15 protein-coding genes are annotated in these 19,857 nt (G+C 67.6%); 10 read left to right on the forward strand and 5 right to left on the reverse strand.

Going from position 1 to position 19,857, the window contains the following annotated elements:
• Window positions 1-485 precede the first annotated feature (485 nt).
• Window positions 486-1,274, forward strand: coding sequence for an alpha/beta fold hydrolase (locus VZF99_RS12615; RefSeq protein ID WP_407334943.1), 789 nt, complete (start codon window positions 486-488; stop codon window positions 1,272-1,274).
• A gap of 107 nt (window positions 1,275-1,381) precedes the next feature.
• On the opposite strand, the gene VZF99_RS12620 is transcribed toward VZF99_RS12615, so the two are convergent.
• Together VZF99_RS12620 and VZF99_RS12625 are read right to left on the reverse strand one after the other, a co-directional pair.
• Window positions 1,382-1,564: a hypothetical protein gene (locus tag VZF99_RS12620; protein ID WP_407334944.1), complete on the reverse strand. Its 183-nt coding sequence runs from the start codon at window positions 1,562-1,564 to the stop codon at window positions 1,382-1,384.
• A 285-nt stretch (window positions 1,565-1,849) separates the two neighbouring features.
• Entirely contained in the window at window positions 1,850-2,662 is an 813-nt protein-coding gene (locus VZF99_RS12625; protein WP_407334945.1) for a helix-turn-helix domain-containing protein, read from the reverse strand.
• A 131-nt stretch (window positions 2,663-2,793) separates the two neighbouring features.
• On the opposite strand from VZF99_RS12625, the gene VZF99_RS12630 reads away from it, so the two are divergent.
• Window positions 2,794-3,255, forward strand: a complete 462-nt coding sequence (locus tag VZF99_RS12630; RefSeq protein WP_407334946.1) for a MaoC/PaaZ C-terminal domain-containing protein — start codon at window positions 2,794-2,796, stop codon at window positions 3,253-3,255.
• Between the two features lie 63 nt (window positions 3,256-3,318).
• Here VZF99_RS12630 and VZF99_RS12635 read toward each other — a convergent pair whose 3' ends face one another.
• Window positions 3,319-4,374, reverse strand: a complete 1,056-nt coding sequence (locus VZF99_RS12635) for a Ku protein (protein WP_407334947.1) — start codon at window positions 4,372-4,374, stop codon at window positions 3,319-3,321.
• A 72-nt stretch (window positions 4,375-4,446) separates the two neighbouring features.
• On the opposite strand from VZF99_RS12635, the gene VZF99_RS12640 reads away from it, so the two are divergent.
• The 3 genes from VZF99_RS12640 to VZF99_RS12650 all read left to right on the forward strand — a co-directional run bounded on the left by VZF99_RS12640 (window position 4,447) and on the right by VZF99_RS12650 (window position 7,026).
• The gene (locus tag VZF99_RS12640; protein ID WP_407334948.1) at window positions 4,447-5,214 is read left to right on the forward strand and encodes a TSUP family transporter; all 768 of its coding nucleotides are present in this window, start codon (window positions 4,447-4,449) and stop codon (window positions 5,212-5,214) included.
• 72 nt (window positions 5,215-5,286) lie between these two features.
• On the forward strand, window positions 5,287-5,844 hold the full coding sequence (locus VZF99_RS12645; protein WP_407334949.1) for a hypothetical protein: 558 nt from the start codon (window positions 5,287-5,289) through the stop codon (window positions 5,842-5,844).
• Between the two features lie 216 nt (window positions 5,845-6,060).
• On the forward strand, window positions 6,061-7,026 hold the full coding sequence (locus tag VZF99_RS12650; protein WP_407334950.1) for an NADP-dependent oxidoreductase: 966 nt from the start codon (window positions 6,061-6,063) through the stop codon (window positions 7,024-7,026).
• 87 nt (window positions 7,027-7,113) lie between these two features.
• Here the strand turns inward: VZF99_RS12650 and VZF99_RS12655 are convergent, their stop codons facing one another.
• Both VZF99_RS12655 and VZF99_RS12660 read right to left on the reverse strand, forming a co-directional pair.
• Entirely contained in the window at window positions 7,114-9,138 is a 2,025-nt protein-coding gene (locus VZF99_RS12655; RefSeq protein ID WP_407334951.1) for a DUF262 domain-containing protein, read from the reverse strand.
• Complete coding sequence (locus tag VZF99_RS12660; RefSeq protein ID WP_407334952.1) at window positions 9,138-10,493, reverse strand: DUF262 domain-containing protein; 1,356 nt, start codon at window positions 10,491-10,493, stop codon at window positions 9,138-9,140. The genes VZF99_RS12655 and VZF99_RS12660 overlap by 1 nt, the downstream gene beginning before the upstream one ends.
• Window positions 10,494-10,663: 170 nt before the next feature.
• Between VZF99_RS12660 and VZF99_RS12665 the strand changes: the two genes are divergently transcribed.
• The 5 genes from VZF99_RS12665 to VZF99_RS12685 all read left to right on the forward strand — a co-directional run bounded on the left by VZF99_RS12665 (window position 10,664) and on the right by VZF99_RS12685 (window position 19,328).
• Window positions 10,664-13,462: an ATP-dependent DNA ligase gene (locus tag VZF99_RS12665; protein WP_407334953.1), complete on the forward strand. Its 2,799-nt coding sequence runs from the start codon at window positions 10,664-10,666 to the stop codon at window positions 13,460-13,462.
• Between the two features lie 363 nt (window positions 13,463-13,825).
• Window positions 13,826-14,473: a SipW-dependent-type signal peptide-containing protein gene (locus VZF99_RS12670; RefSeq protein WP_271799400.1), complete on the forward strand. Its 648-nt coding sequence runs from the start codon at window positions 13,826-13,828 to the stop codon at window positions 14,471-14,473.
• 106 nt (window positions 14,474-14,579) lie between these two features.
• On the forward strand, window positions 14,580-15,188 hold the full coding sequence (locus tag VZF99_RS12675) for a signal peptidase I (RefSeq protein ID WP_407334954.1): 609 nt from the start codon (window positions 14,580-14,582) through the stop codon (window positions 15,186-15,188).
• Complete coding sequence (locus VZF99_RS12680; RefSeq protein WP_407334955.1) at window positions 15,181-16,824, forward strand: hypothetical protein; 1,644 nt, start codon at window positions 15,181-15,183, stop codon at window positions 16,822-16,824. The genes VZF99_RS12675 and VZF99_RS12680 overlap by 8 nt, the downstream gene beginning before the upstream one ends.
• A gap of 350 nt (window positions 16,825-17,174) precedes the next feature.
• Window positions 17,175-19,328 (forward strand): hypothetical protein, encoded by a 2,154-nt coding sequence (locus VZF99_RS12685; RefSeq protein ID WP_407334956.1) that lies wholly within the window; start codon window positions 17,175-17,177, stop codon window positions 19,326-19,328.
• Window positions 19,329-19,857 lie beyond the last annotated feature (529 nt).

The following is a 19,857-nucleotide window of genomic DNA, read 5'->3' on the forward strand; positions in this document are numbered from 1 at the left end:
ATAGGTGCATTGCCTCCGTGGGCGCTGGTGTCCCAGCCGATTCTCAAACGCCACCGGGTCGGCACCGTACAACTAATGAGCTCAAGACGATTGAGTCGCCGGGGCCGCGGAGGGGGAGCCCGCAGCCGCCGGCGACTCTGTCGCGCACGATGCAGGATCGCGACCGAAGGCGGTCAGCGTAGTCCGCATCGTTGCGGAGCCAGCGACACCTCGAGGGGGGATAAGGCTTCGCCGCCGACCGCCAGCGACATTATCCGCAGAATAGCTACTACACAACTGTCAAGTTTGTATGCATGCCTAACTAATCAGGGCCCGTCAGGGCGGGCCTCCGCCTCACGCAGCGCATACAGACGGGCCCGGCCAACCTGTTGATTCGTCAGCAGTGCGAGTCGATCGCGTCTTATTGTCAACCAACACCTCCGTATTCCCTCACGAAGGACCACCATGACCACGCAGACCATCGAGATTCCACACCTGGCCTGGTGATGTCCAACTCGTTCACCACCTCCGTTGAGCTGTACCGCCCGCAGTTCGCCGACGAGACGCTCAGTTCACGGATGAACCTGCTGGCGATCGAGCCGTACGGCCACGGCGCCACCCGATCGCGATACCGGCACTTCACCTACTGGGACAGCGCGATCGCCAACCTTCAGGTGCTCGACGCGCTGGGCATCGACACCGCATTCGCCCTGGGAACCTCGCAGGGCGGGTGGATCGTCACCCGGATGGCGCTGCTCGACCCCGACGCGATCCGCGGCATTGTGGTCGTCGGGACGTCGATGGACTACGAGAGCCAGGCCAGCATGGAACGCGGTTGCTGGGACAGCTCCGACTTCTGCAGCCCGGCGATCGACGCGCTCGCGGCCCCCGTCGGTGACGACTGGGTGGTCGACGACGACTTCGTCCTGGGCGTCCTCGCCGCCGACCTCGGCGAGAACGTCTCCGACGCGGGGAAGCAGTTCTGGCTCGACACCTACCGCACCAACTATCGCGGAGACGACGGCCGGCATCGCCTGCGCACCGCGTCGGTCAACCTCCGCGACCGCGACGGCCTCGAGGCCCGGCTCGACGGCGTCACCTGCCCGGTGCTGTGGCTCCAGGGCACGGCCGATCAGGTGTACTCGGTGGCCAACGCCGAGGACGGCATCACGCGGTTCACCACCTCCCCCTCCGCCGAACTGCAGATCGTCGACGGCGGCCAGCACTTCCTCACGGCCTCGGATCCCGACACCGCCAACACCGCGACCCTGGCATTCGTGGAGAAGTGGAGCTGACGTCACTACGCGCCAGCGGCCATCGCATGTAACCGCGCGCTCCAGAATCATTCGCACGGGATATACCGCAGCAGGATGACTCTGGGGCGCGCGGCTGTCGGTGGGAGCTAGGCCGACTTCTTGGTCGGAGCCTTCTTCGACGCCGTCTTCTTGACCGGGGTCTTCTTCGCCGAGCTCGAGCTGCTCTTCTTGGCCGACGACTTCTTCCCGGAGCCGGAGCCCTCGTCGTCGTCTTCGTCGTCTTTGTCATCGTCGTCGCTGGAGCCCGCGTCTCCCCCGCGATCCTTCACACTCGCCCGCAGGGCGGCCAGCAGGTCGGCGACCTCGTCGTCACCGTCGTCGTCGCTGGCCTCCTCGCGCTCCTCGACCGTGAACGCCTCTCCCCCGGCCGCCTTGGCCTCGATGAGCTCATTGAGCTGGATCTGGTAGTCCTCCTCGCACTTCTCCGGCTCGAAATCCCCGTGATCCGGACGCGGCCGAGGCCGCGATGGAGGTGTTCGTCGAGCGCTCCGCCCGGTACTACCGCCGCTACCTGGCCGACGTCATCTCCCAGCCCGTGAAGTGGGAGCTCCAGCTCATACCCCGTGACGCGCCAGGTAAGCGGCGGTGGCGGCGTCAGCGGGAAGGAACGTCTCGATGACCAGTTCGGACAATGTGACATCCAGAGCGGTTCCGAACGTTGCCATCATCGCCAAGAACGACAGACGCGCATCGCCGACCTGTACGAGCAGCGGAACGTACACGGGATTCGCATCGGCGTCTGTCTGCGGTTGGTCGTCGGAACCGTGGTGGGGGTAGGCGGCCAGCTCGTCGTGTAGCGAGAGCATCTCGGTGTCAGCGAACGCCAGGGCACTCCGGCGAAGTCCGCCGAGCACGAATGCTCGCCACTGAGAGAGGTTGGCAATGTGAGGTGCCATGCCCTCCGGATGCAGCGTCATGCGCAGCGCGTTGAGTGGTCGCTCGGCGAGCAGATCCGGGGAGACGACCTGGGTGAGGACACCGACCGCAGCGTTGGTCTCGAGCACATTCCACATCCGGTCCACCGCCAGGGCCGGGTACGGCTCGTGGGCTGCGAGAATCTCGCGCACCGCAGTCCGAGCCGATGCCATTCCGGGAGAATCCAGGTCATTCTCGGAGTAGCGCGGCGCGAAGCCGGCAGCCATCAACAAGTGGTTGCGGTCTCGCAAGGGGACATCGAGGTGCTCCGCAATCCGAAGCACCATGTCCCGGCTGGGTTGGGACCGCCCGGTCTCCACGAAACTGAGGTGGCGGGTGGAGATGGCGGCCTCGTTGGACAACTCGAGCTGGCTCACTCGCCGATGCATGCGCCATTTCCGGAGCAGTGCGCCGACAGAAACAGGGGCGGCGGTGCCGGTGTTCGTCGTCATGGGACAAGTCTGTCCCAGTGAACGACCCGGCTCCATGACCTCCCAGGTAATCGACGCCACGACTCGGCTGAGTTCAGAGTGGAGTCCGGACGATCGGAACCGCCGATAGTCCGACTTCGTGGGAGGGCGACATGACCGACATCTACTACGCGGACGATCTCGAACCCGGCCAACTAATCCCACTCGGGAGCTACACCATCACCGAGGAGGAGATCGTCACCTACGCACGACAGTGGGATCCGGTGTTCATCCACACCGACCCGACCGCAGCCGCGACAACCCCGCTCGGTGGCGTCATCGCCAGTGGACTACACACCCTGGCGATCTACCAGCGCTTGGCCGTGCCCGCCTTCTGGTCCCGTTGCACGGGAGGGGTGGGACGCAGTTTCGAGATTCAGTTCCGTCGGCCGGTGCGGCCGGACACCACATTGACCGGACACCTGACAATGCAAGAAACGACTCCACGACCCGAACGCGGCGATGCGAAAGTCACCATAACCGCAGAACTCGCCGACACCAGCGGCGAGACCGTTCTCGAGCTGACCAACCATTCCGCACTCCCGCTCCACAGCCCCGGTGCGGGCTCAGCTTGATTGCTGCCACCACACCGGGAGGAGCGCTGCGGATGACTCTGGATCGCGCCGCTGTCGGTTGGGTTAGGCCGACTTCTTGGCGGGAGCCTTGCGAGCAGTGGTCTTCTTGGCCGTCGACTTCTTGGCCGTCGACTTTTTCGCCGCTGATTTCTTGGCCGGCTCCTTCTTCGCCGGCTCCTTCTTTGCCGCTGCCTTTTTGGCGGGAGCCTTCTTCGCCGCCGTCTTCTTAGCCGGGGACTTCTTTGCCAAGCTCGAGCTGCTCTTCTTGGCCGACGACTTCTTCCCGGAGCCGGAGTCCTCGTCGTCGTCCTGGTCGTCGGCGTCGTCCGCCTTACCGCCCCGGTCCTTCACGCTCGCCCGCAGCGCCGCGAGCAGATCGGCCACCTCGTCGTCGCCGTCATCGTCGCCCGAGGTGTCCTTCTCCTCCACCGTGAACGCCTCACCGCCGGCAGCCTTGGCCTCGATCAACTCCTTGAGCTGATTCTGGTAGTCGTCCTCGTACTTTTCCGGCTCGAAGTCCGCCGCCATGGTCTCGATGAGCGACGCCGCCATCTTGACCTCCTGCGGCCGGACCTTGGCCTCCTTGTCCAGCCCCTCGAGGATCGCCGGGCGGATCTCGTCGGGCCACAGGAGCGTCTGCAGCATGAGCACGTCCTTGTACACCCGCAGGGCGCAGAGGCGAGTGCGGTTGCGCAGCGTGAACGTGCAGATGGCGAGGCGGTCCGTCTGCTGCAGCGCCTCGCGCATCAGCACGTACGCCCGGTTGGAGCGGGACGCCGGCTCCAGGAAGTACGCGTTGTCGAACGCCACCGGGTCCACCTGGTCGGCGGGGACGAACTCCGTCACCTCGATCTCGTGGTTCTGCTCCACCGGCAGACTGGCGAGGTCGTCCTTGGTGAGGATGACCATCTCGCCCTCTTCGGACTCGTATGCCTTGGCGATGTCGGCGAACTCGACCTCCTCGCCGTTGTCATCCCGCACCTTCTTGTAGCGGATGCGGACGCCGTCCTTCTTGTCCACCTGCCGCGCGTGCAGGTCGTGGTCCTCCGTCGCCGCGTACACCTTGACCGGCACGTTCACCAGACCAAAGGAGACCTCGCCCTTCCAGATGGATCGCATGGGATGAGTATGCGATATCGGGACGTGTGGCGCCGCCGGTCGCAGGCAGACGCACCTGGAATGCTGTGGTGCATGCCCGCCGACGTCGGTCCCCTCCTCCTGCTGGTCGCGGCGGCGTCCGTCATCCTGGGCACGGTCCTGCAGCGGGTCAGCGGGATGGGCGTCGGGCTGGTGGTCTCGCCGACGTTGGCGCTGCTGCTGGGGCCCGTCGCCGGAGTGCTGCTGACCAACATCACGACCACCGTCTCCGCGGCCCTCATTGCGATCACGCTGTGGCGCGACATCGACTGGCGGCGGTACGTGAGCCTCGCGCCGCTGATCGTCGTGGGGTCCGTGCCCGGCGCCCTCCTCGTGGGCGCTGCCGACCGCAGCTGGCTCGAGGTGGTGATCGGCGCCGCTCTGCTGGGCACGCTCGTCTTCACAGCTCTCGTGCGCATCCCGCAGGTGGGCGGCCGGTGGCCGGCTGCCGTGGCCGGCACGGCCGGAGGATTCCTCAACACCGCGGTGGGCGTGGCCGCGCCCGCGATGCTCGTCTACGCGCAGGCGACGGGCTGGAACCAGCGGTCCTTCGCCGCCACCCTGCAGCCGATCTTCTTCACCATGGGCGCGACGTCCGTCATCACCAAGGTCGGCCTCGGTGCGGCGCCGATCTCCGGCCTGCCGCCGATCGGCGTGATCGGGCTCGTCGTGGCGATGGTTCCGATCGGCATTCTTCTGGGTGGCGCGGTGGCCACGCGGGTGTCCGCGACGGTGGGGCGACGGGTCGCCGTCGTCGTCGTCACCCTCGGGGCTCTGACCCTCCTCGGGCGAGGGATCGGGGGGTTGTCCGGGGTCCTCTGACCGGGGGGCGGACCTCGCCGTGACGGCCGACGCGCCGTGGGCCTGTTCGCGCCGAGGGGACACAATGGGGCCATGGCATCCCCGGAACAGCGCGCACAGTACGAACGATTCGCCCCGCTCCTGGTCCGAGAAGGCGTCGACCTACAGACCGCGACCGTCGCCGACCTCCAGGCCGGCATGGAACGCGCGCAGCAGCGCCACAAAGCCGCCGTCGAGCAGGTCCGGGCCGTTCTCTACGCCCACGAACGGGGCGACACCTCGGCCGCCGGCGAGCTCCTAGAGACCCTGGAGCTGACCGCCGACGCCTCTCCCCCGCCGATCCCCGACGCCCTGACCGTGGCCTCCCGCTTCGCCCAGCTCGCCCAGTCGGTGGCGCCGGAGCTGCCCGCCGCCGTCATCGCCACGGTCCGCGACAGCGCACGGCTTCTTGACGCCCCGGACGGCATGGCCGGCCTGTGCGATGCGGTCCTGCTCGACTGCGACGCAACCTCCGGCATGCGCACCGCGATCGGCGAGCACGGGCTGGCCTCCGCCCTCTACGCGGCCGCCGCCATGACCAGCGCGGCGTTCAGCCTGTGGTCGAAGCAATCGGGTCGGTCGATGGACGACCTCATCAGTAGCCACGCCTGACGGGCGACGTGGCCACGCGGGTGTCGGTGACGGTCGCGCGACGGGTTGCCGTCGTCGTCGTCACCCTCGGGGCTCTCACCCTTCTCGGGCGAGGGACCGGGGGCCCGGCCGGAATGTTCCTCGGGGGCGCGTGGTTACTCGGCGGGGAAGCAGTCACTCGTACCACCAATCCAGCGGAGCCGTCCCGACTTACGGGTCCCGCGGGAAAGAGGAACAATGACCGTCTCAACCAGCACCGTCCGCGCCGTCGGAGTGACGACCTACGGGGGCCCCGACGCCCTGCAGGTCGTCGACGTCCCCGCCCAGGAACTCGGGCCGACCGACGTTCGCGTGCGCGTCACGGCCGCCACCATCAACCCCACCGACACCTACACGCGCAACGGTTCTCGCTCGAAGACCGGAACCCCGCGTGGAGCTGCCGACGTCCCGGGCATGGACATCGCCGGAGAACTCGTCGAGATCGGCGAGAACGCCCAGACCTCCCTGTCGGTCGGCGACCGTGTCATGGGGATCGTGGTCCCCCGCGACGAGCACGGTGCGTACCGCGAGGACATCGTCTTGCCTGCAAAGTCGATCGCCGCCGCACCCCGCGATGCCGACGACGTCGCCGCGTCGACGCTTCCGATGAACGGGCTCACCGCCCGGCGCGCTCTCGACCTGCTGGGGTTGAAGCCCGGTGAGGTGCTCGCGGTCACCGGCGCGGCCGGATCCACCGGTGGGTACGTGGTGCAGTTGGCCAAGCACGCCGGCCTCGTGGTGGTGGCCGATGCGTCCGAAGCCGACGAGGAGCTGGTGCGGTCGCTCGGCGCCGATCAGATCGTGCGCCGCGGAGACGGCGTCGCCGACCGCATCCTCGAGCTCTACCCCGACGGCGTCGACGGCCTCTTCGACGGAGCCGTGCAGGACGCCGCCGTGCTCCCCGCGGTCAAGACCGGCGGCGGGGTCGCGACCGTGCGGTGGTACCAGGGCGACGGCAGCCGCGACCTCAAGGTCCATGCCGTGAGCGTGGCCGATATGGCCAAGGAGCAGAGCAAGCTCGACGAGCTGCGGCAGCTGGCGGAAGACGGCGTCGTCACCCTCCGCGTTGCGGACAGCTACGCGCCCGAGGACGCGTGGCGGGCGCATGAGCGACTCGAAGCCGGTGGGACTCGGGGGCGGCTGGTCATCGACTTCACGCGGTAGGCGCACGGCACTTGCAACCGCCACGGCGGCCGGTTCCGCGCACGAAGCGCGGGACCGGCCGCCGGTCGTACGGGCCCTCGTCGTCGTTCAGCTCTGCGAACGGTCGACCTCACCGCCGCTCAGCTGTGCGAGATCGTCGTTGAGGATCGCCACCATCTCCCGATGGTGCTTTTCGATGGAATGCCCGTCCCACACCCCGTTATTGGCCGTGACCTCGGCCGCCATCAACACGAGCTTCGGACTCTGCTTGATGGTGCCCTCCTTGAGGACCTTGCTCGCCGGCAGTTCGTTGCTGAACTTCGAGTTGGCGCTCACGCTGACAAGGGCCAGGTTGCCGAAGTGGTGAAGCCGATCGTCACTGCCGGCAAGCGCGTCCCAGCCCGCATTGTCGCGGTTCGCAAACTGCGGGAAGAAGTGCTCCACCGAGTTGCGGAACTGGAACTCGAAGCTGGTGTCTCGGACGGCCTCGGATCCATGGCCCTGGACCAGCAGATAATCCAGGTAGGTGTAGACGATCCGCTCGATGGCAAAGCCGAACGGCCCGGAATCGGTTGGCATCGACTCCCGCACCTTGCCGCGGATGTAGTTTCGGAGTTCATCGGCGACCATCCGGCCCACCTGCTGCCGGGGCATCGACGGATCGACGAGGCGCAGCACCCGGGTGATCCAGTGCATGTTCCTGGGGGAGGTGTAAGTGACGCGCAACAGTGACTGGAGAAGGAGGACGTCCCGGGTCGGGTCTCCTGCCGCTACCTCGACCTGGTCGTCGGATTCCTCCCCTGTCGGGGAGAACGCGCGGGGGTACTTCGGGCTGACCTTCTTACTCGTTCCGGGTCCTTTCGACTCGCCCAGGGCGAGACGCTTGAGTGACCACGCACCGTCCTCCACATGCGTACCCACGAACTCCCGCTTGAGGATGGCGTTGTCCAGAACGAACTTGCACTGCAGCAACGTCTCCATGAACCGCTTCACGCGAGTTTCCCGCTGATCGGCATCCCTGAATTCGTCGTCGAAGAGTCTCACCAGTTTGGAGTCGTCCAGGCGGCCGTCATCCTCATCGACGTCACCCGCGCGTGCGTTCATCACCTTCAGGGCGTGGAGGAGAAGACTGGTAAAGCGAATCGGTGATTCAAACCGCTGGGTCTGCTGCAGCTCATTCTCGGGCTCGTCCTTCAATTGGGCGTAACCCTCGATCGCCGCCGACAGCGGCTGCGACCCGAGACTCGTCGCCGTCAAGACCCTCCCTCGGCCACGGACGTCGACGAGAGCGTCGAATCCCGTCACCGCAAGTCGGTCCCAGCTCTCCCCGAAGATCGACGACCTGAGATCGGTGTCACCCGGGGCCATGGCCATCTGGACGTACCGGTCCATGTCCGCACAGGCGCCCCAGATCCAGGCGAGAGTCGCGCGTTGGTGCCCGACGAGGTCCCAACCTGCGGAATCCCCAGCATCGTCGGATCCGAGGTAGCTCATGAGCCGAGCCTTGACGATGTCTACCTGCTCCAGCTGCTGACCGCGGGTGTTCATCACCTCGAAATACCTGTTGAGGTCGGTGGCTTCGGGGAGCGCTGCGCGCACCACGCAGACATTGTCGACGAGAAAGCTGGCGAATTTTCCCAGGTCAGCACTGGCCTTGCTCAACCGCGCGAGCCCTTCGTTGAGCTGCTTGTACCCGGTGAGGATGCCGGACCCCTCGTCCTGCTCAGAGGCAGACAGGTTCTGCAAGGCTTGAGATGCGGCCCTCCGTGAGGCGTAGGTCAATTGAGAGGTGGCGTCGAGGTCGCGGCCAATCAATTCCTTTGTCACCCCCGAGTCCCTCTGCAGGCGATGCAGGAGCATGTACAACGTCGTCAGCCGCTGCTGTCCGTCCACTACCTCGTAGGTCGTGGCGTCGTCGCCGTTCTCCTGCGCTTTCGGGGCCACGATGAGGTTGCCCAGGAAATAGTCGCCGGCATTGCTCGTCGATGCATTCCAGATGTCGTTGAGGAGCTGATCGATCTGCTCCTTACCCCATGCGTAGTTGCGTTGATAAATGGGGATCTCGTAGTGCACTCCGCGTTGCCCGAAGAGCTCTCTGACGGTCAGGAGTTCAGGCGTCAACTGGTCGGTCATCAGGCCCCCAGGCGTTCGAGAAGAGTGCGGAGTTCTTTCATGTGATCGGGCCGATCCGTTCGACCCAATTCTCCGATGGCAAGTCGACGGAGTTCCTCCGGCCGTTCCGCGTTCCGTAGAAGTCCGAAGGCGGAGGCGTTCTCCTCCGTGCTGCGAGCGAGGTTATCCACCGATATCAGCTGCACCCGTATCAAGGTGGTCCGGAGGCTATAGGCCCACCGAAATAGTCTGCTTTTCGCCTCAGCTAGATCCGCGACTCCGAACTTGTTCGTGTAATAGAGCAAGGCTGCCAGGTACAACTCAGATACGTTCCGGAACTTCGCCTTGGCCGGTCGCTCGACGTACTTCGCCGTCGATGAGACGAAAGGCTCCCATTCCTGATCGAATCCGTCGATGCGTAGCGATCTAACCTCATCCAGCATGAACGCAACCATCTCGAAGAATGGGCGGCCCGCCTGCACGGGTGCCTCCAACTGGAAGCGAGTCCTCAATCCGTCCCTGTCGGACACGGTGGCATCCGGGGACCACGCCGCCAGTACCGGGACAACGGACTGGGCTGCACGGTGGTACCGAGCCATCGGCGAACTGGCAGACCTGGCCGTGACCCCCTTGAACTCATCGACGTGGTCTGTACTGAACGCCGGGGCCGACATGCCCCGCGACCAGCGCCGAATCCGCCATAGGTACGACGAGAAGAGTCGATCCAGGTCCGCGTCCGGGACAGCCTCCCACGCTTCGACCAGCGCGACCTTCATGAGTTCGGATTCCCCGCGAATTTCCCGAAGGTGATAGGCCTTGAGCAGGTCATGCGGTAGCAGGGACTTCCCGCGATAATTCTGGGAGTCGAATACCCGGAACGCCTCATCGGCGTCGTTCGTCTCGATCCGCATCACCACGCAGTTGTCGTAAGTGAAGGCGGCGAGGCGGCGCCGGTCGTCCTCGATCGCACTCACGCGGCTGGCGAGCTCCCGCCACACCTTCGTGATCGGCGCAGCCGGGTCGGCGTGGTCCCAGGTCTCGCGATCGACGGCATGCGGGTCCGACGCCTCGAGGAGCTTCAGCAGCATCGTCAGCGTGAGGAGCCTCTGCTGGCCGTCCACCACGTCGGGAGGATCGCCCGTCTCGTCCCGGTGGAGAATCACCGCGCCCAGTACGTAGGAGGCCTCGGCTGATGTGTTGTTATCCGCTGCCCCACTCACGTTCTCGCGGAACGCCGACCGAATGTCGTCCAGCAATTGCGTGGCCGTCTCCGGCTTCCACCGATAGGGCCGCTGATAGGGCGGGATGCGCAGATCCTCCGAGAGCAGTTCCCGAATTGTCACGCGCTTTACGCCGTGTTCGCGATCGATGGCCACACGGCCCCCTTCATTATTGACGTCCGTTGACACTTCACCCTATGTGCCGGCTGTTTACACGGTTATGGGCTGATCGCTTTCCGTCCGAGGGACCAACCCTCTGGGACGTTCCGCTGAGTCCGCATGCCGAGCCGGTCGCCAGTGTCCGACACAAGTGCCAGAGTGGACTCATGGCGAGCAAGGGGACCAAGGAGTCGGTCGAGGTCGACGGGCGCACCATCCGGTTCACCCACGCCGACAAGGTGCTCTATGAGGCCACCGGCACCACCAAGGCCGATGTGCTGGAGTACTACCTGGCCGTCGCGCCGCTGCTGCTGACGTATGCGGGCCGGCGGCCGGTGACGCGCAAGCGCTGGCCCGACGGCACCGACGACAAGTCCTTCTTCGAGAAGAACCTCCCTTCCCACGCGCCCGACTGGGTGCCGCGGGTGGCGATCGAGCACTCCTCGCGAACCGTGCGCTACCCGGTGCTGGACTCCCCCGCCACGCTCGCGTGGTTCGCGCAGCAGGCCGCACTCGAGCTGCACGTGCCGCAGTGGACCCTGGAGAACGACGAGCCGGGCCGGACGCGCCGGATCGTGATCGACCTCGATCCGGGCGAGGACGTGGATCTGGATACGACGGCGAAGGTGGCCCTCCGCGTCCGCGACCTGCTGTCCGAGGCGGGACTCGACTCCTTCCCGGTGACCTCCGGGTCGAAGGGCATCCACCTCTACGCCCGCCTGGACAAGGCGGTCACCGCCGCCAGTGCCTCCAAGGTCGCCAAGCAGATCGCGCAGTCGCTCGCCAAGCAGACCCCCGACCTGGTCACCGCCACCATGAAGCGCTCCATCCGCGACGGCAAAGTCTTCGTGGACTGGAGCCAGAACAGCGGCGCCAAAACCACCGTTGCGCCGTACTCCCTGCGCGGGCGGGCCGAACCGTGGGTGGCGGCGCCCCGCACGTGGGAAGAACTCGGCGACGGCGGCCTGGCGCACCTGCACTGGGACGAGGTCCTGGGGCGGCTGGACTCCGACGGCGACCTCCTCGACGGGCTCGAAGGGCCCACCACGAAGAAGGCCACCATGAAGAAGTCTGCCTCCTCCACCGGTTCCGCCTCCCGGGCCAAGAAATCGGGGGGCGGCGGGAAGAGCTCGTCGTCGTCGAAGGACAGCGAGGACCCCGAGCGCGCCAGCACCGATCGCGCCAACACCGACCCCACCGACGGCGACTCCGCCGGCTCCGACGACACCGACTCCAGCGCCGGCTCCGACTCCGCCGGCTCCCACCGCGCGGTGACCGAGGAGGGCTGCGACGCCGAACCCGCCGGCGAGGATGCCGTGGTGACCAGCCTGGCCGAATACCGACGCAAGCGGGATCGTCGCAGGACGCCGGAGCCGTTCGAGGGCGAGGTGGACACCGACCGCGAGAGCGTGGACGGACCGATCTTCGTGATCCAGGAGCACCACGCCCGGCGCCTGCACTTCGACCTGCGGCTGGAGCACCACGGGGTGTTGGCGTCGTGGGCCGTGCCTAAGAATCTGCCCACTGAGCCCAAGGACCGTCGGCTCGCGGTGAACACCGAGGACCACCCGCTGGGCTACGAGACGTTCGAGGGCACCATCCCAAAGGGCGAGTACGGCGCCGGCCACATGACCATCTGGGATCGCGGCTGGTACGAGTGCGAGAAGTGGCGCGAGGACGAGATCATCGTGTGGCTGCACGGGGAGAAGGTCTCCGGCCGGTACGTGCTGGTGCGGACCAGTGCCGAGAAGAACCAGTGGATCGTGCAGTACATGAAGGACCAGTCGCCGGACTCGTTCTACGGCGGGAGCGACAACCCCAAGTCGTCGTATCCGGAGGGCGATAAGCGGGCGGGCGGCTCGGGCAAAGCGTCGTCGGGGGTTGCGGGGAAGGCGGCGTCTGGGGCTGCGGGGAAGACGCGCGCGGGTGACGCGACATCGGGCGGCGCGAGCAAGACGCGCGCGGGTGGCGGTTCCTCCGGCGCCGACTCGGACGCCGGGTCCGGGGCGGCCGACCGGCCGGACGCTCCCCCGCTGCCGATGATCCCCACCGCCGCCGAAGTGACAGAGCTTCCCGAGGACACGTGGGCCTTCGAGGGCAAGTGGGACGGCTACCGGGTGACCATCGCGACCAACGGAACCGGCGGGCAGTCCCGGCTGGTGAGCCGCAACGGCAACTCCATGGACTGGCTCACCGACGGCTTCCCCGGCCTGGCCGACGCGCTGGAGCGGCCCGCGGTGATCGACGCCGAACTGGTGGTGCTGGACTCCGACGGTGTCCCCGACTTCGCCTCCCTGGCCAAGCAGGCCGCCGCCGAGGGCAAGGACTCGTCGCTGCCGGCGGTGGAGCTGTTCGTCTTTGACGTGCTCGAGGTGGACGGCGTGGACCTGCGGACGCAGGTGTGGGAGCGGCGCCGCGAGGTACTGGACCTGCTCGCCCCCGCGCTGCGCGAGGTGGACCGGGTGCACGTGCCCGAGGTGCTCGACGGCCCCGGCGACCGCGCGCTGGCCGAGGCGGAGGACGCCGGCTGGGAGGGCATCGTGGCCAAACGCCGGGACTCCCGGTATGAGTCCGGCGCGCGTTCCAAGGCGTGGCTCAAGGAGAAGCTGCTCACCACTACCGAGGCCGTGGTGGGCGGCTGGAAGCCGGGCAAGGGCGGGCGCTCCGGCTCGCTCGGGTCGCTGCTGCTGGGGTTGCCGGCCGAAACCGGGCTGACCTACATCGGCCGGGTGGGCACCGGGTTCACCGACAAGCAGGCCCGCGCACTGCTCGAAGAGTTGGAGCCGCTGCGCCGCAAGACCAGCCCTTTCGTCGAGCAGTTGCCGGCCGACGCACGCCGCGACGCCGTATGGGTGCTGCCCAAGCTCGTGGTGGAGGTCCGGCACCAGGGCTTCACCGACGACGGCAACATGCGCCAGTCCTCGTGGCGCGACATCCGGCGGGACAAGCTGCCCGGGGATCTCTAGGTCCCTCAGGCCGCAGGCCGCAGCGGGCGGGATAGGACGAACCGCGCAGCGAGCCGCCCGCCCTCTCGAGCACGGTGCTCACATTTCCGCAGGTTACAGGCGATGTCGAGTCGAACGCGTGGGCGCAATTCTCAGGTTGGTTGGATGTCCAACTAACAGGTAGGCGCGGTCGCCTCTGAGACCGTCAAACCAGAGACGGGCCTCATATTCGCAGGTGGAGAGGGTTTTTCAGCGGATTGACGAGAATGTGATCTTTTGAACACATGGGCCCGAATCGGTTGCTACCCGCCAGTAGATAAGTAACTATAAATGGGTCACGTCAACAGACGCGTGTTGACTTCCCTCCCCCTGAAAGGCTCCCGCATGAGCACCGCGCCGCAGACCCCCCAGCCCGCCGCCCAGAAGGCGAACCGTCGCAAGAAGGTCCGCGCCGTCATGGCCTCCGGCCTCGTGCTGGGCGTCGGCGCGGCCGTGACCCTGGCCGCCTGGTCGGATACCGCGTGGGGCGTCGGCCAGTTCGGCTCGCAGGGCAGCGACTTCAACATCCAGGCCAACTTCGAGGGCACCTGGGGCGAGTTCCTCACCAAGGACGCCCCAGCCGGCGCCATGAAGTTCGGCCCCGCCTCCACCGCCCTGGTGCCCGCCCAGCCGGTGTTCCAGTTGGTCGGTCTGCACGAGACCAAGGGCAAGTTGGGCGCGACCGTCACGGTGGCCCAGGAGGCTGCCACCTCCAACAACCTCACGAGCCAGGTCACCGTGTCCATCGCGGACCTCGGTGGCGGCGCGTCCGCTCCCACCAACCAGTGCTCCGCGACGGCGAGCGTCACCTTCAAGGACGCCGGCACCCTGGCAGCGCCCACCTCCACCACGACCCGCGTAGAGAAGAACGACTACCGGTGGCTGTGCCTGCGCGCCGAGCTGAACAAGGACGCCGGTCTCAAGGCCGCCGGCATCGCGCCCGCCTCCGTCTACTGGAACTTCAACGCGGTGAGCGACGACGCCGTCGCCTGACCCACCCCGGCCGCGGTGACCGACCCACATCGGTCACCGCGGCCGCCCACGGCGTCCGCCGCGGCGCTCGTCCCGCTCCACCCACCACTCTCTTGAGGTGAAGACCATGGCAACGGCACCCGTGCAGGACCACAGTGCATCCACCGAACTCGCCGTGGTCTCGCACCGCGCCCCGCGTAGGACCTTCATCTCGTACCTCCTCGGCGGCGTCGCCAACCTCCTCGCCGCCGGTGGGGTCGTCGCGGTGGGCCTGGTCGTCGCCGCGGTCACCATGAACATCTCGCTGATCATGTTCAAGACCGGGTCCATGTCCCCCACCATCCCGACCGGTTCGGTTGCCGTGGTCAAGCAGATCAATGCCGGCGAGATCCGGGTCGGCGACGTGGTGACCGTCGACCGCGGGGACCGTCTACCCGTCACCCACCGCGTCATCGAGGTCGTCTCCCAGTCGCCTGGCCAGGCGGAGATTCGCATGCAGGGCGATGCCAACCCGACTCCCGACGACGGGACGTACCGGGTGCAGACCGTCCGCAAGGTCCTGTGGTCCGTGCCCGAGATGGCGAACTTCATCGTGTGGGCCTCGAACCCTGTCGTCCTGGGGTCGATCACCATGCTCGCCTCGCTCGGCGTCCTCTGGGCCTTCTGGCCGCGAGGCGGGGACGAGGAGTCCACTGGGTCCGACCAGCGCACCGATCCGGAGGCCGTCAGTGTCTGAGCACCGCTCCCGCCGCCGGGCGGCCATGGCCGTCACCGGCATCCTGTTGCTGATCGCCACCGTGGCGCTGGCGATCGGATCCGTCCGTGCCACCGAGGCCTCCTGGAACGACACTGCAGTCGGCGCGGCCCGGTTCGCGGCCAAGAACCCCTACGCAGACACACGTTTCGCGCGCGCCGTCTCGACGTTCGGATCCATGGACCGGGCGATACTCGACAACAACGTCGGGCCCGTCACCGCATTCCGCCAGAGCCCCGACACGACCCGGAACGCGGTGAGCGATACCCACGACAGCGCGAGCTTCGGCGTTCTCCACCTCAACACGGTCGGCGGCTCCTGCACCGCGCTGGACCCCGCCCGTGAGGCGTGCCCGTCGGCGGGCGGGGCCGTCACAACCCCCACCGCCCAGGCCGTGTCCGAGACCAGGTCTCTCGACCTCACCACGGGGCGACTCTCCGGCCTGGACCTGGTCACCTACCGGGGTTCGGCTCCCATCCGCGCCACCGCCACCTGCTCACCGACACAGGCCACTGCAGCGCTCACCTCGGACGGGCCGATCGTCCTCGGCCGCAGCGGCATCTTCGAGCAGGAGGTGCGGGTCGCACTGCCGGCAGCGAATGCAGAGACCACCGCCACCCGCAGCTGGGGCAGCTACGACTACACGGCCACCCTGCAGCACGTTCGCAAGGAATCCCCGGGATACGCCCTGTCGCAATTGCGGCTCCGCGTCGTGTCCTCATCCGGAAACGACGGTCGGTGGACGCTGACCATGATCCTGGCCCACGCGGAGTGCGGCGTGAACCGCGAGATCACCACCGCCCCCACCCGGCCGACGACCGGCGACTGGCCCGCGCTCGCGACGGCCCCGAGCCCCATGGACCTGACCAGGACTGCACCGTCTGCGGCCACGACCACCGCAGGCACGACCACCGCTGCCACGGCGAGCACCGCCACGAGCCCCGCGGCCGCTGCCGATGCGTCCGCCTCCCCGATCACACCGTCGGCGACTGCCGTCCCTGAGACGACCCCGATCACGGAAACTCCGTCTGCGAACAGCCGCACGACCACGTCGGAGCTGTCCGCTCCGACCACGACCAGCGTCCAACCCGCCACCGAGCCCACACCGACCACACCCGCGACCACCACTCGGGCCACGTCTTCCGAGCAGGCCACCACGGAGCACACCACGCCGGCCGTGGCCGAGGGACCGCAGGAGCCGCAGGCCGTGCGCGTGGGCCGGGAGTTCGCCGTCGTGAACCGCGACGGCGTAGAACTGGGCGCCGCGAAGCTCGAGAAGATTGTTCGGACGCCCGGCTGCGGCGTGGAGCTCACCCTGACCATCACCACGTCGGCCGAGACGGGCCCGGACCGCTGGGCGGCGATCTCCCCCGAGGACCTCGCCGAGGTCCGCCCCGGCGGCGCCACCCGCGACGCCGAGCGGGTCGGCTCCGACTGCCCGCAGTCCGCCACGTCCACCAGCACCCGACTGTCCCCGGGCTCCGAGCACCGGATCGTCGTGTCGGCGCTGATCGGAGACTCGGCCGAGCAGGTCATGCTCCGCCCCGCCGGTACGGCCGGGTGGATCGTCGACCTCCCGGCACTCGAGGCTGCCGCACCGCAGACCGCCGAGGCCTGACCCGCCCCGCCGGAGCGGCGGCTCCGCCGCGGCATCACATCGCCCGTCCACGTGCGTGCGGTTCCGACTGGTTCCACCCCGCCGGGAGCTCAAGGCGGACTGTGGTCTGCATCGGCGTTGCGGTGGCCGTGGTAGGCGCAAAATCGTCCGATCGTAGAACACACCCTCCTGAGCTGCACAAACGCCACCTTTTGTCGACCCACCAACCTCACTGCTCCCTCTGAACACTCGGCTCACAGCGTGCCCGCACCCGCGGCCCGCAATGACCTCCTCGCTGTATGTGAACGCGCTTAACGTCGGCACCGTCAGGCTGCCTTCGGCGGCCACCGCCCGACCGAGGGGAATCCACCATGAGCACAACCAGACGCCCGGTCCGGGCGATCCTCCGAGCATCCGCTGTCGCCGTGACGGCGGTCGTTCTGGTCACCGCCGCCGGAACACCGGTCGCAGGAGGTCAGGACTCAGGCTCCATCGGTTCGAACTCCGTTGATCCGGGCAGCGGTAGTGGCGGCGGTTCGCTCGGCTCATCGGACGATCCCGAACCCGCCGGGATCGAGCTCGTCGATCCCGATGCCACCCCACTCTGGCCGAACGGGCGACCGGTGCCGCACCGCATCGTGCCCAGTGCCGATACCACCGTGGCCGACCCGGGGACGGTCATGGGGGTCACGGGTGCCACCGGAGAGGACCAGACCACCGTCCTCGCCCCCGATCAGGATGACCTTCCCGCCGTCGGGGAGCCCTTCGTCGTGGATGTGGCGCCGGGGTCGCCGACGGGTGTCATCGGCCGGGTCACCGGCGTCACCACTCTGCCCAGCGGCCTCCTCCAGGTGTTCACGGAACCCATCGGCATCGAAGACGCCTACGACGAGTTCTCCATCAACACCACCGTCAGCCTCGAGGACGCCGTCTCCACCGTCGGTGGCGCCGGCGCCGGACCGACAGGACGGATGCAGAGCCGTTCCGGCGCGTCGCTGCCCTACCGGGCCCTACCGTCCCTCCTCGAGTGCGACGCGGCCAGCCCGGTGGACCTCGACTTCGCCGTGACGCTCGCTGAGATGACCGCCCAAGTGGTGTTCAACCCCAAGGACGAGTACCTCAAGATCGTCATGCGCTACACCCAATCGGCCTCGTTCTCGATGGGGGTCAACGCGGCGATCGAGTGCGAACTGCCCGAGCGGAACATGCCGGCCGCGTTCCTGCCGATCGCCGGTCCACTCGGCCTCAAGACGGGGCCGGTTCTCGAGATGGAGATGGGCGCACGCGCATCCCTCACCGCCACGACCAGGGCCACCCGCGCGGACGGTGTGGAGATCTCCGGCGGGCGGACCCGAGCGATCTCCCGCTCGGAGAACACGCACAACGAGCTGACCGGTGACGGGGATGTGGATGCCAGCATCTTCTTCGGCCTGAAGGCACGGCTGAGCGCGGACATCGGGCTCAGCGAAGCCTCGGCGGGGGTGTCCGTCGGACCTGAGCTCTCCGTCGCACTCAACAACCGCGACTGTCTGGAACTCAGCGCTTCCGTCCGGTTGGCAGCCAGCGTGTCCGCCTCGCTGATGTGGGTGTTCGAGTGGTCTGTTGACGTCGTCCTGGCCCGGGTCGGATTCCTGTCCCTGCTCGTGGAGTGCGGCTCGACCAGTACCACCACGACCCGCACCACCGGAACCTCCACCACCACCCCCACCACCACGACCACGCCGCCCCCGGGTTTCCGTGATGGCGCCATCACCAACCTCGTCGTGGGTGCGGGCCTCAACTGCGACGTCCAATCCCCCACCGACGGCCGGAGCGTCTACTTCGGCCCGGGGGCGTGCGCGACCATCGCCTACGTCGACGGGCGCTCCTTCGGTCCGTCCGTCCCGGCCAGCGGTTCATTCGGTGAAGTCTGGACGCCGCTGAGCCAAACCATCACGGGGTCGGCGACCGCTTCCGATCCCATGGTCATCCGCACCACCGTCCGAGCCGGGGCGACCGGCATCGAAATCGACCAGGTCGACTACTTCGTGGACGGCAACCCCGGCTATCAGACCGACATCACGGTGAGGAACACCAGTGGCGTGGCCAAGGATGTGAAGGTCTACCGGGCGATGGACTGCTACCTCGGGCGCAGCGACTACGGAACCGGTTCGGTCTACAGCCGGTCGGTCTCCTGCAACGATGCCAGCGGCCGTCGGATCGCGTTGACCGACCTCAGCGGAGGCGCGCTGCGGCAGGAGTCCCACTTCTCGACGATCTGGGATGTGGCCAGGTCCGGTGGCTCCTACTCGGACACCTTTGAAACGGGGCAACACGACAACGGCATGGGGATCAACTGGTCCCGGTCGATCCCCGCCAGCGGGTCAGTCGCGCTGCGGTCGCGCTTCCAGCTCGACGAGCCCGCCAACCAGGTCGCCTCCGCCCCTGCCGCACGGGTGGCTCCGCTCGCTGCCGGCCCGGACGCCAAGGGCGGTGACCCGGCCGAGCGAGTCCGAGAACTGCCGACGAGCGTGCCGGTCAACTGACGAAGTACATCCGTCGGTTCAGATCACGACGGCGCGGCGCAGTCGCGAGCCCGGCACCGGGGAGAGCAGCTCTCCTCCGGTGCCGGGCTCGCCTCTCGTGTCACCTCCGACCCGGCCGGTTCCGTGCCGTCGGTCGCGGCGGACGGATCGGGGGCGGCGGTGTTGTCGTCGTCGACGACATTGGCGTCACTGGCGTCGTCGTCGTGGCCGTCGTGGCCGTCGTCCTCATCGACGCCTCAACCGTGACCGCGATGGCACGGTCGTCATCCACGACCTCCCACGGGTCAGGCCACCAACCGCGGCTCCAGCGGCACGAGGATGGGCGGGAACCCGATCGACCCCCTCAGGAACGCCCCTATGCTCCACAGAAACCGATCCCACCAGTAGAACAACACTTCCGACCCCATGGTGCACCTCCCCACTCGGTGGACCGGGCGGCCCCCGGCCCGCTGCGTCAAGTGTGAGCGCGCTTATGGAGGAATCTCCCCTGCCGGGCGCTGATAGTCCGGTGAGAGATAGCGAGGAGGTC

It is taken from the genome of Dietzia kunjamensis, assembly GCF_045689975.1.
In the GTDB taxonomy this organism is placed as follows: domain Bacteria; phylum Actinomycetota; class Actinomycetes; order Mycobacteriales; family Mycobacteriaceae; genus Dietzia; species Dietzia kunjamensis.

What these genes read in the sequence shown, in the direction of transcription:
- VZF99_RS12615 (WP_407334943.1), top strand. Translation starts at nt 486, where the DNA reads ATGTCCAACTCGTTCACCACCTCCGTTGAGCTGTACCGCCCGCAGTTC.
- VZF99_RS12625 (WP_407334945.1), bottom strand. Translation starts at nt 2,662, where the DNA reads ATGACGACGAACACCGGCACCGCCGCCCCTGTTTCTGTCGGCGCACTG.
- VZF99_RS12630 (WP_407334946.1), top strand. Translation starts at nt 2,794, where the DNA reads ATGACCGACATCTACTACGCGGACGATCTCGAACCCGGCCAACTAATC.
- VZF99_RS12635 (WP_407334947.1), bottom strand. Translation starts at nt 4,374, where the DNA reads ATGCGATCCATCTGGAAGGGCGAGGTCTCCTTTGGTCTGGTGAACGTG.
- VZF99_RS12640 (WP_407334948.1), top strand. Translation starts at nt 4,447, where the DNA reads ATGCCCGCCGACGTCGGTCCCCTCCTCCTGCTGGTCGCGGCGGCGTCC.
- VZF99_RS12645 (WP_407334949.1), top strand. Translation starts at nt 5,287, where the DNA reads ATGGCATCCCCGGAACAGCGCGCACAGTACGAACGATTCGCCCCGCTC.
- VZF99_RS12650 (WP_407334950.1), top strand. Translation starts at nt 6,061, where the DNA reads ATGACCGTCTCAACCAGCACCGTCCGCGCCGTCGGAGTGACGACCTAC.
- VZF99_RS12655 (WP_407334951.1), bottom strand. Translation starts at nt 9,138, where the DNA reads ATGACCGACCAGTTGACGCCTGAACTCCTGACCGTCAGAGAGCTCTTC.
- VZF99_RS12665 (WP_407334953.1), top strand. Translation starts at nt 10,664, where the DNA reads ATGGCGAGCAAGGGGACCAAGGAGTCGGTCGAGGTCGACGGGCGCACC.
- VZF99_RS12670 (WP_271799400.1), top strand. Translation starts at nt 13,826, where the DNA reads ATGAGCACCGCGCCGCAGACCCCCCAGCCCGCCGCCCAGAAGGCGAAC.
- VZF99_RS12675 (WP_407334954.1), top strand. Translation starts at nt 14,580, where the DNA reads ATGGCAACGGCACCCGTGCAGGACCACAGTGCATCCACCGAACTCGCC.
- VZF99_RS12685 (WP_407334956.1), top strand. Translation starts at nt 17,175, where the DNA reads ATGAGCACAACCAGACGCCCGGTCCGGGCGATCCTCCGAGCATCCGCT.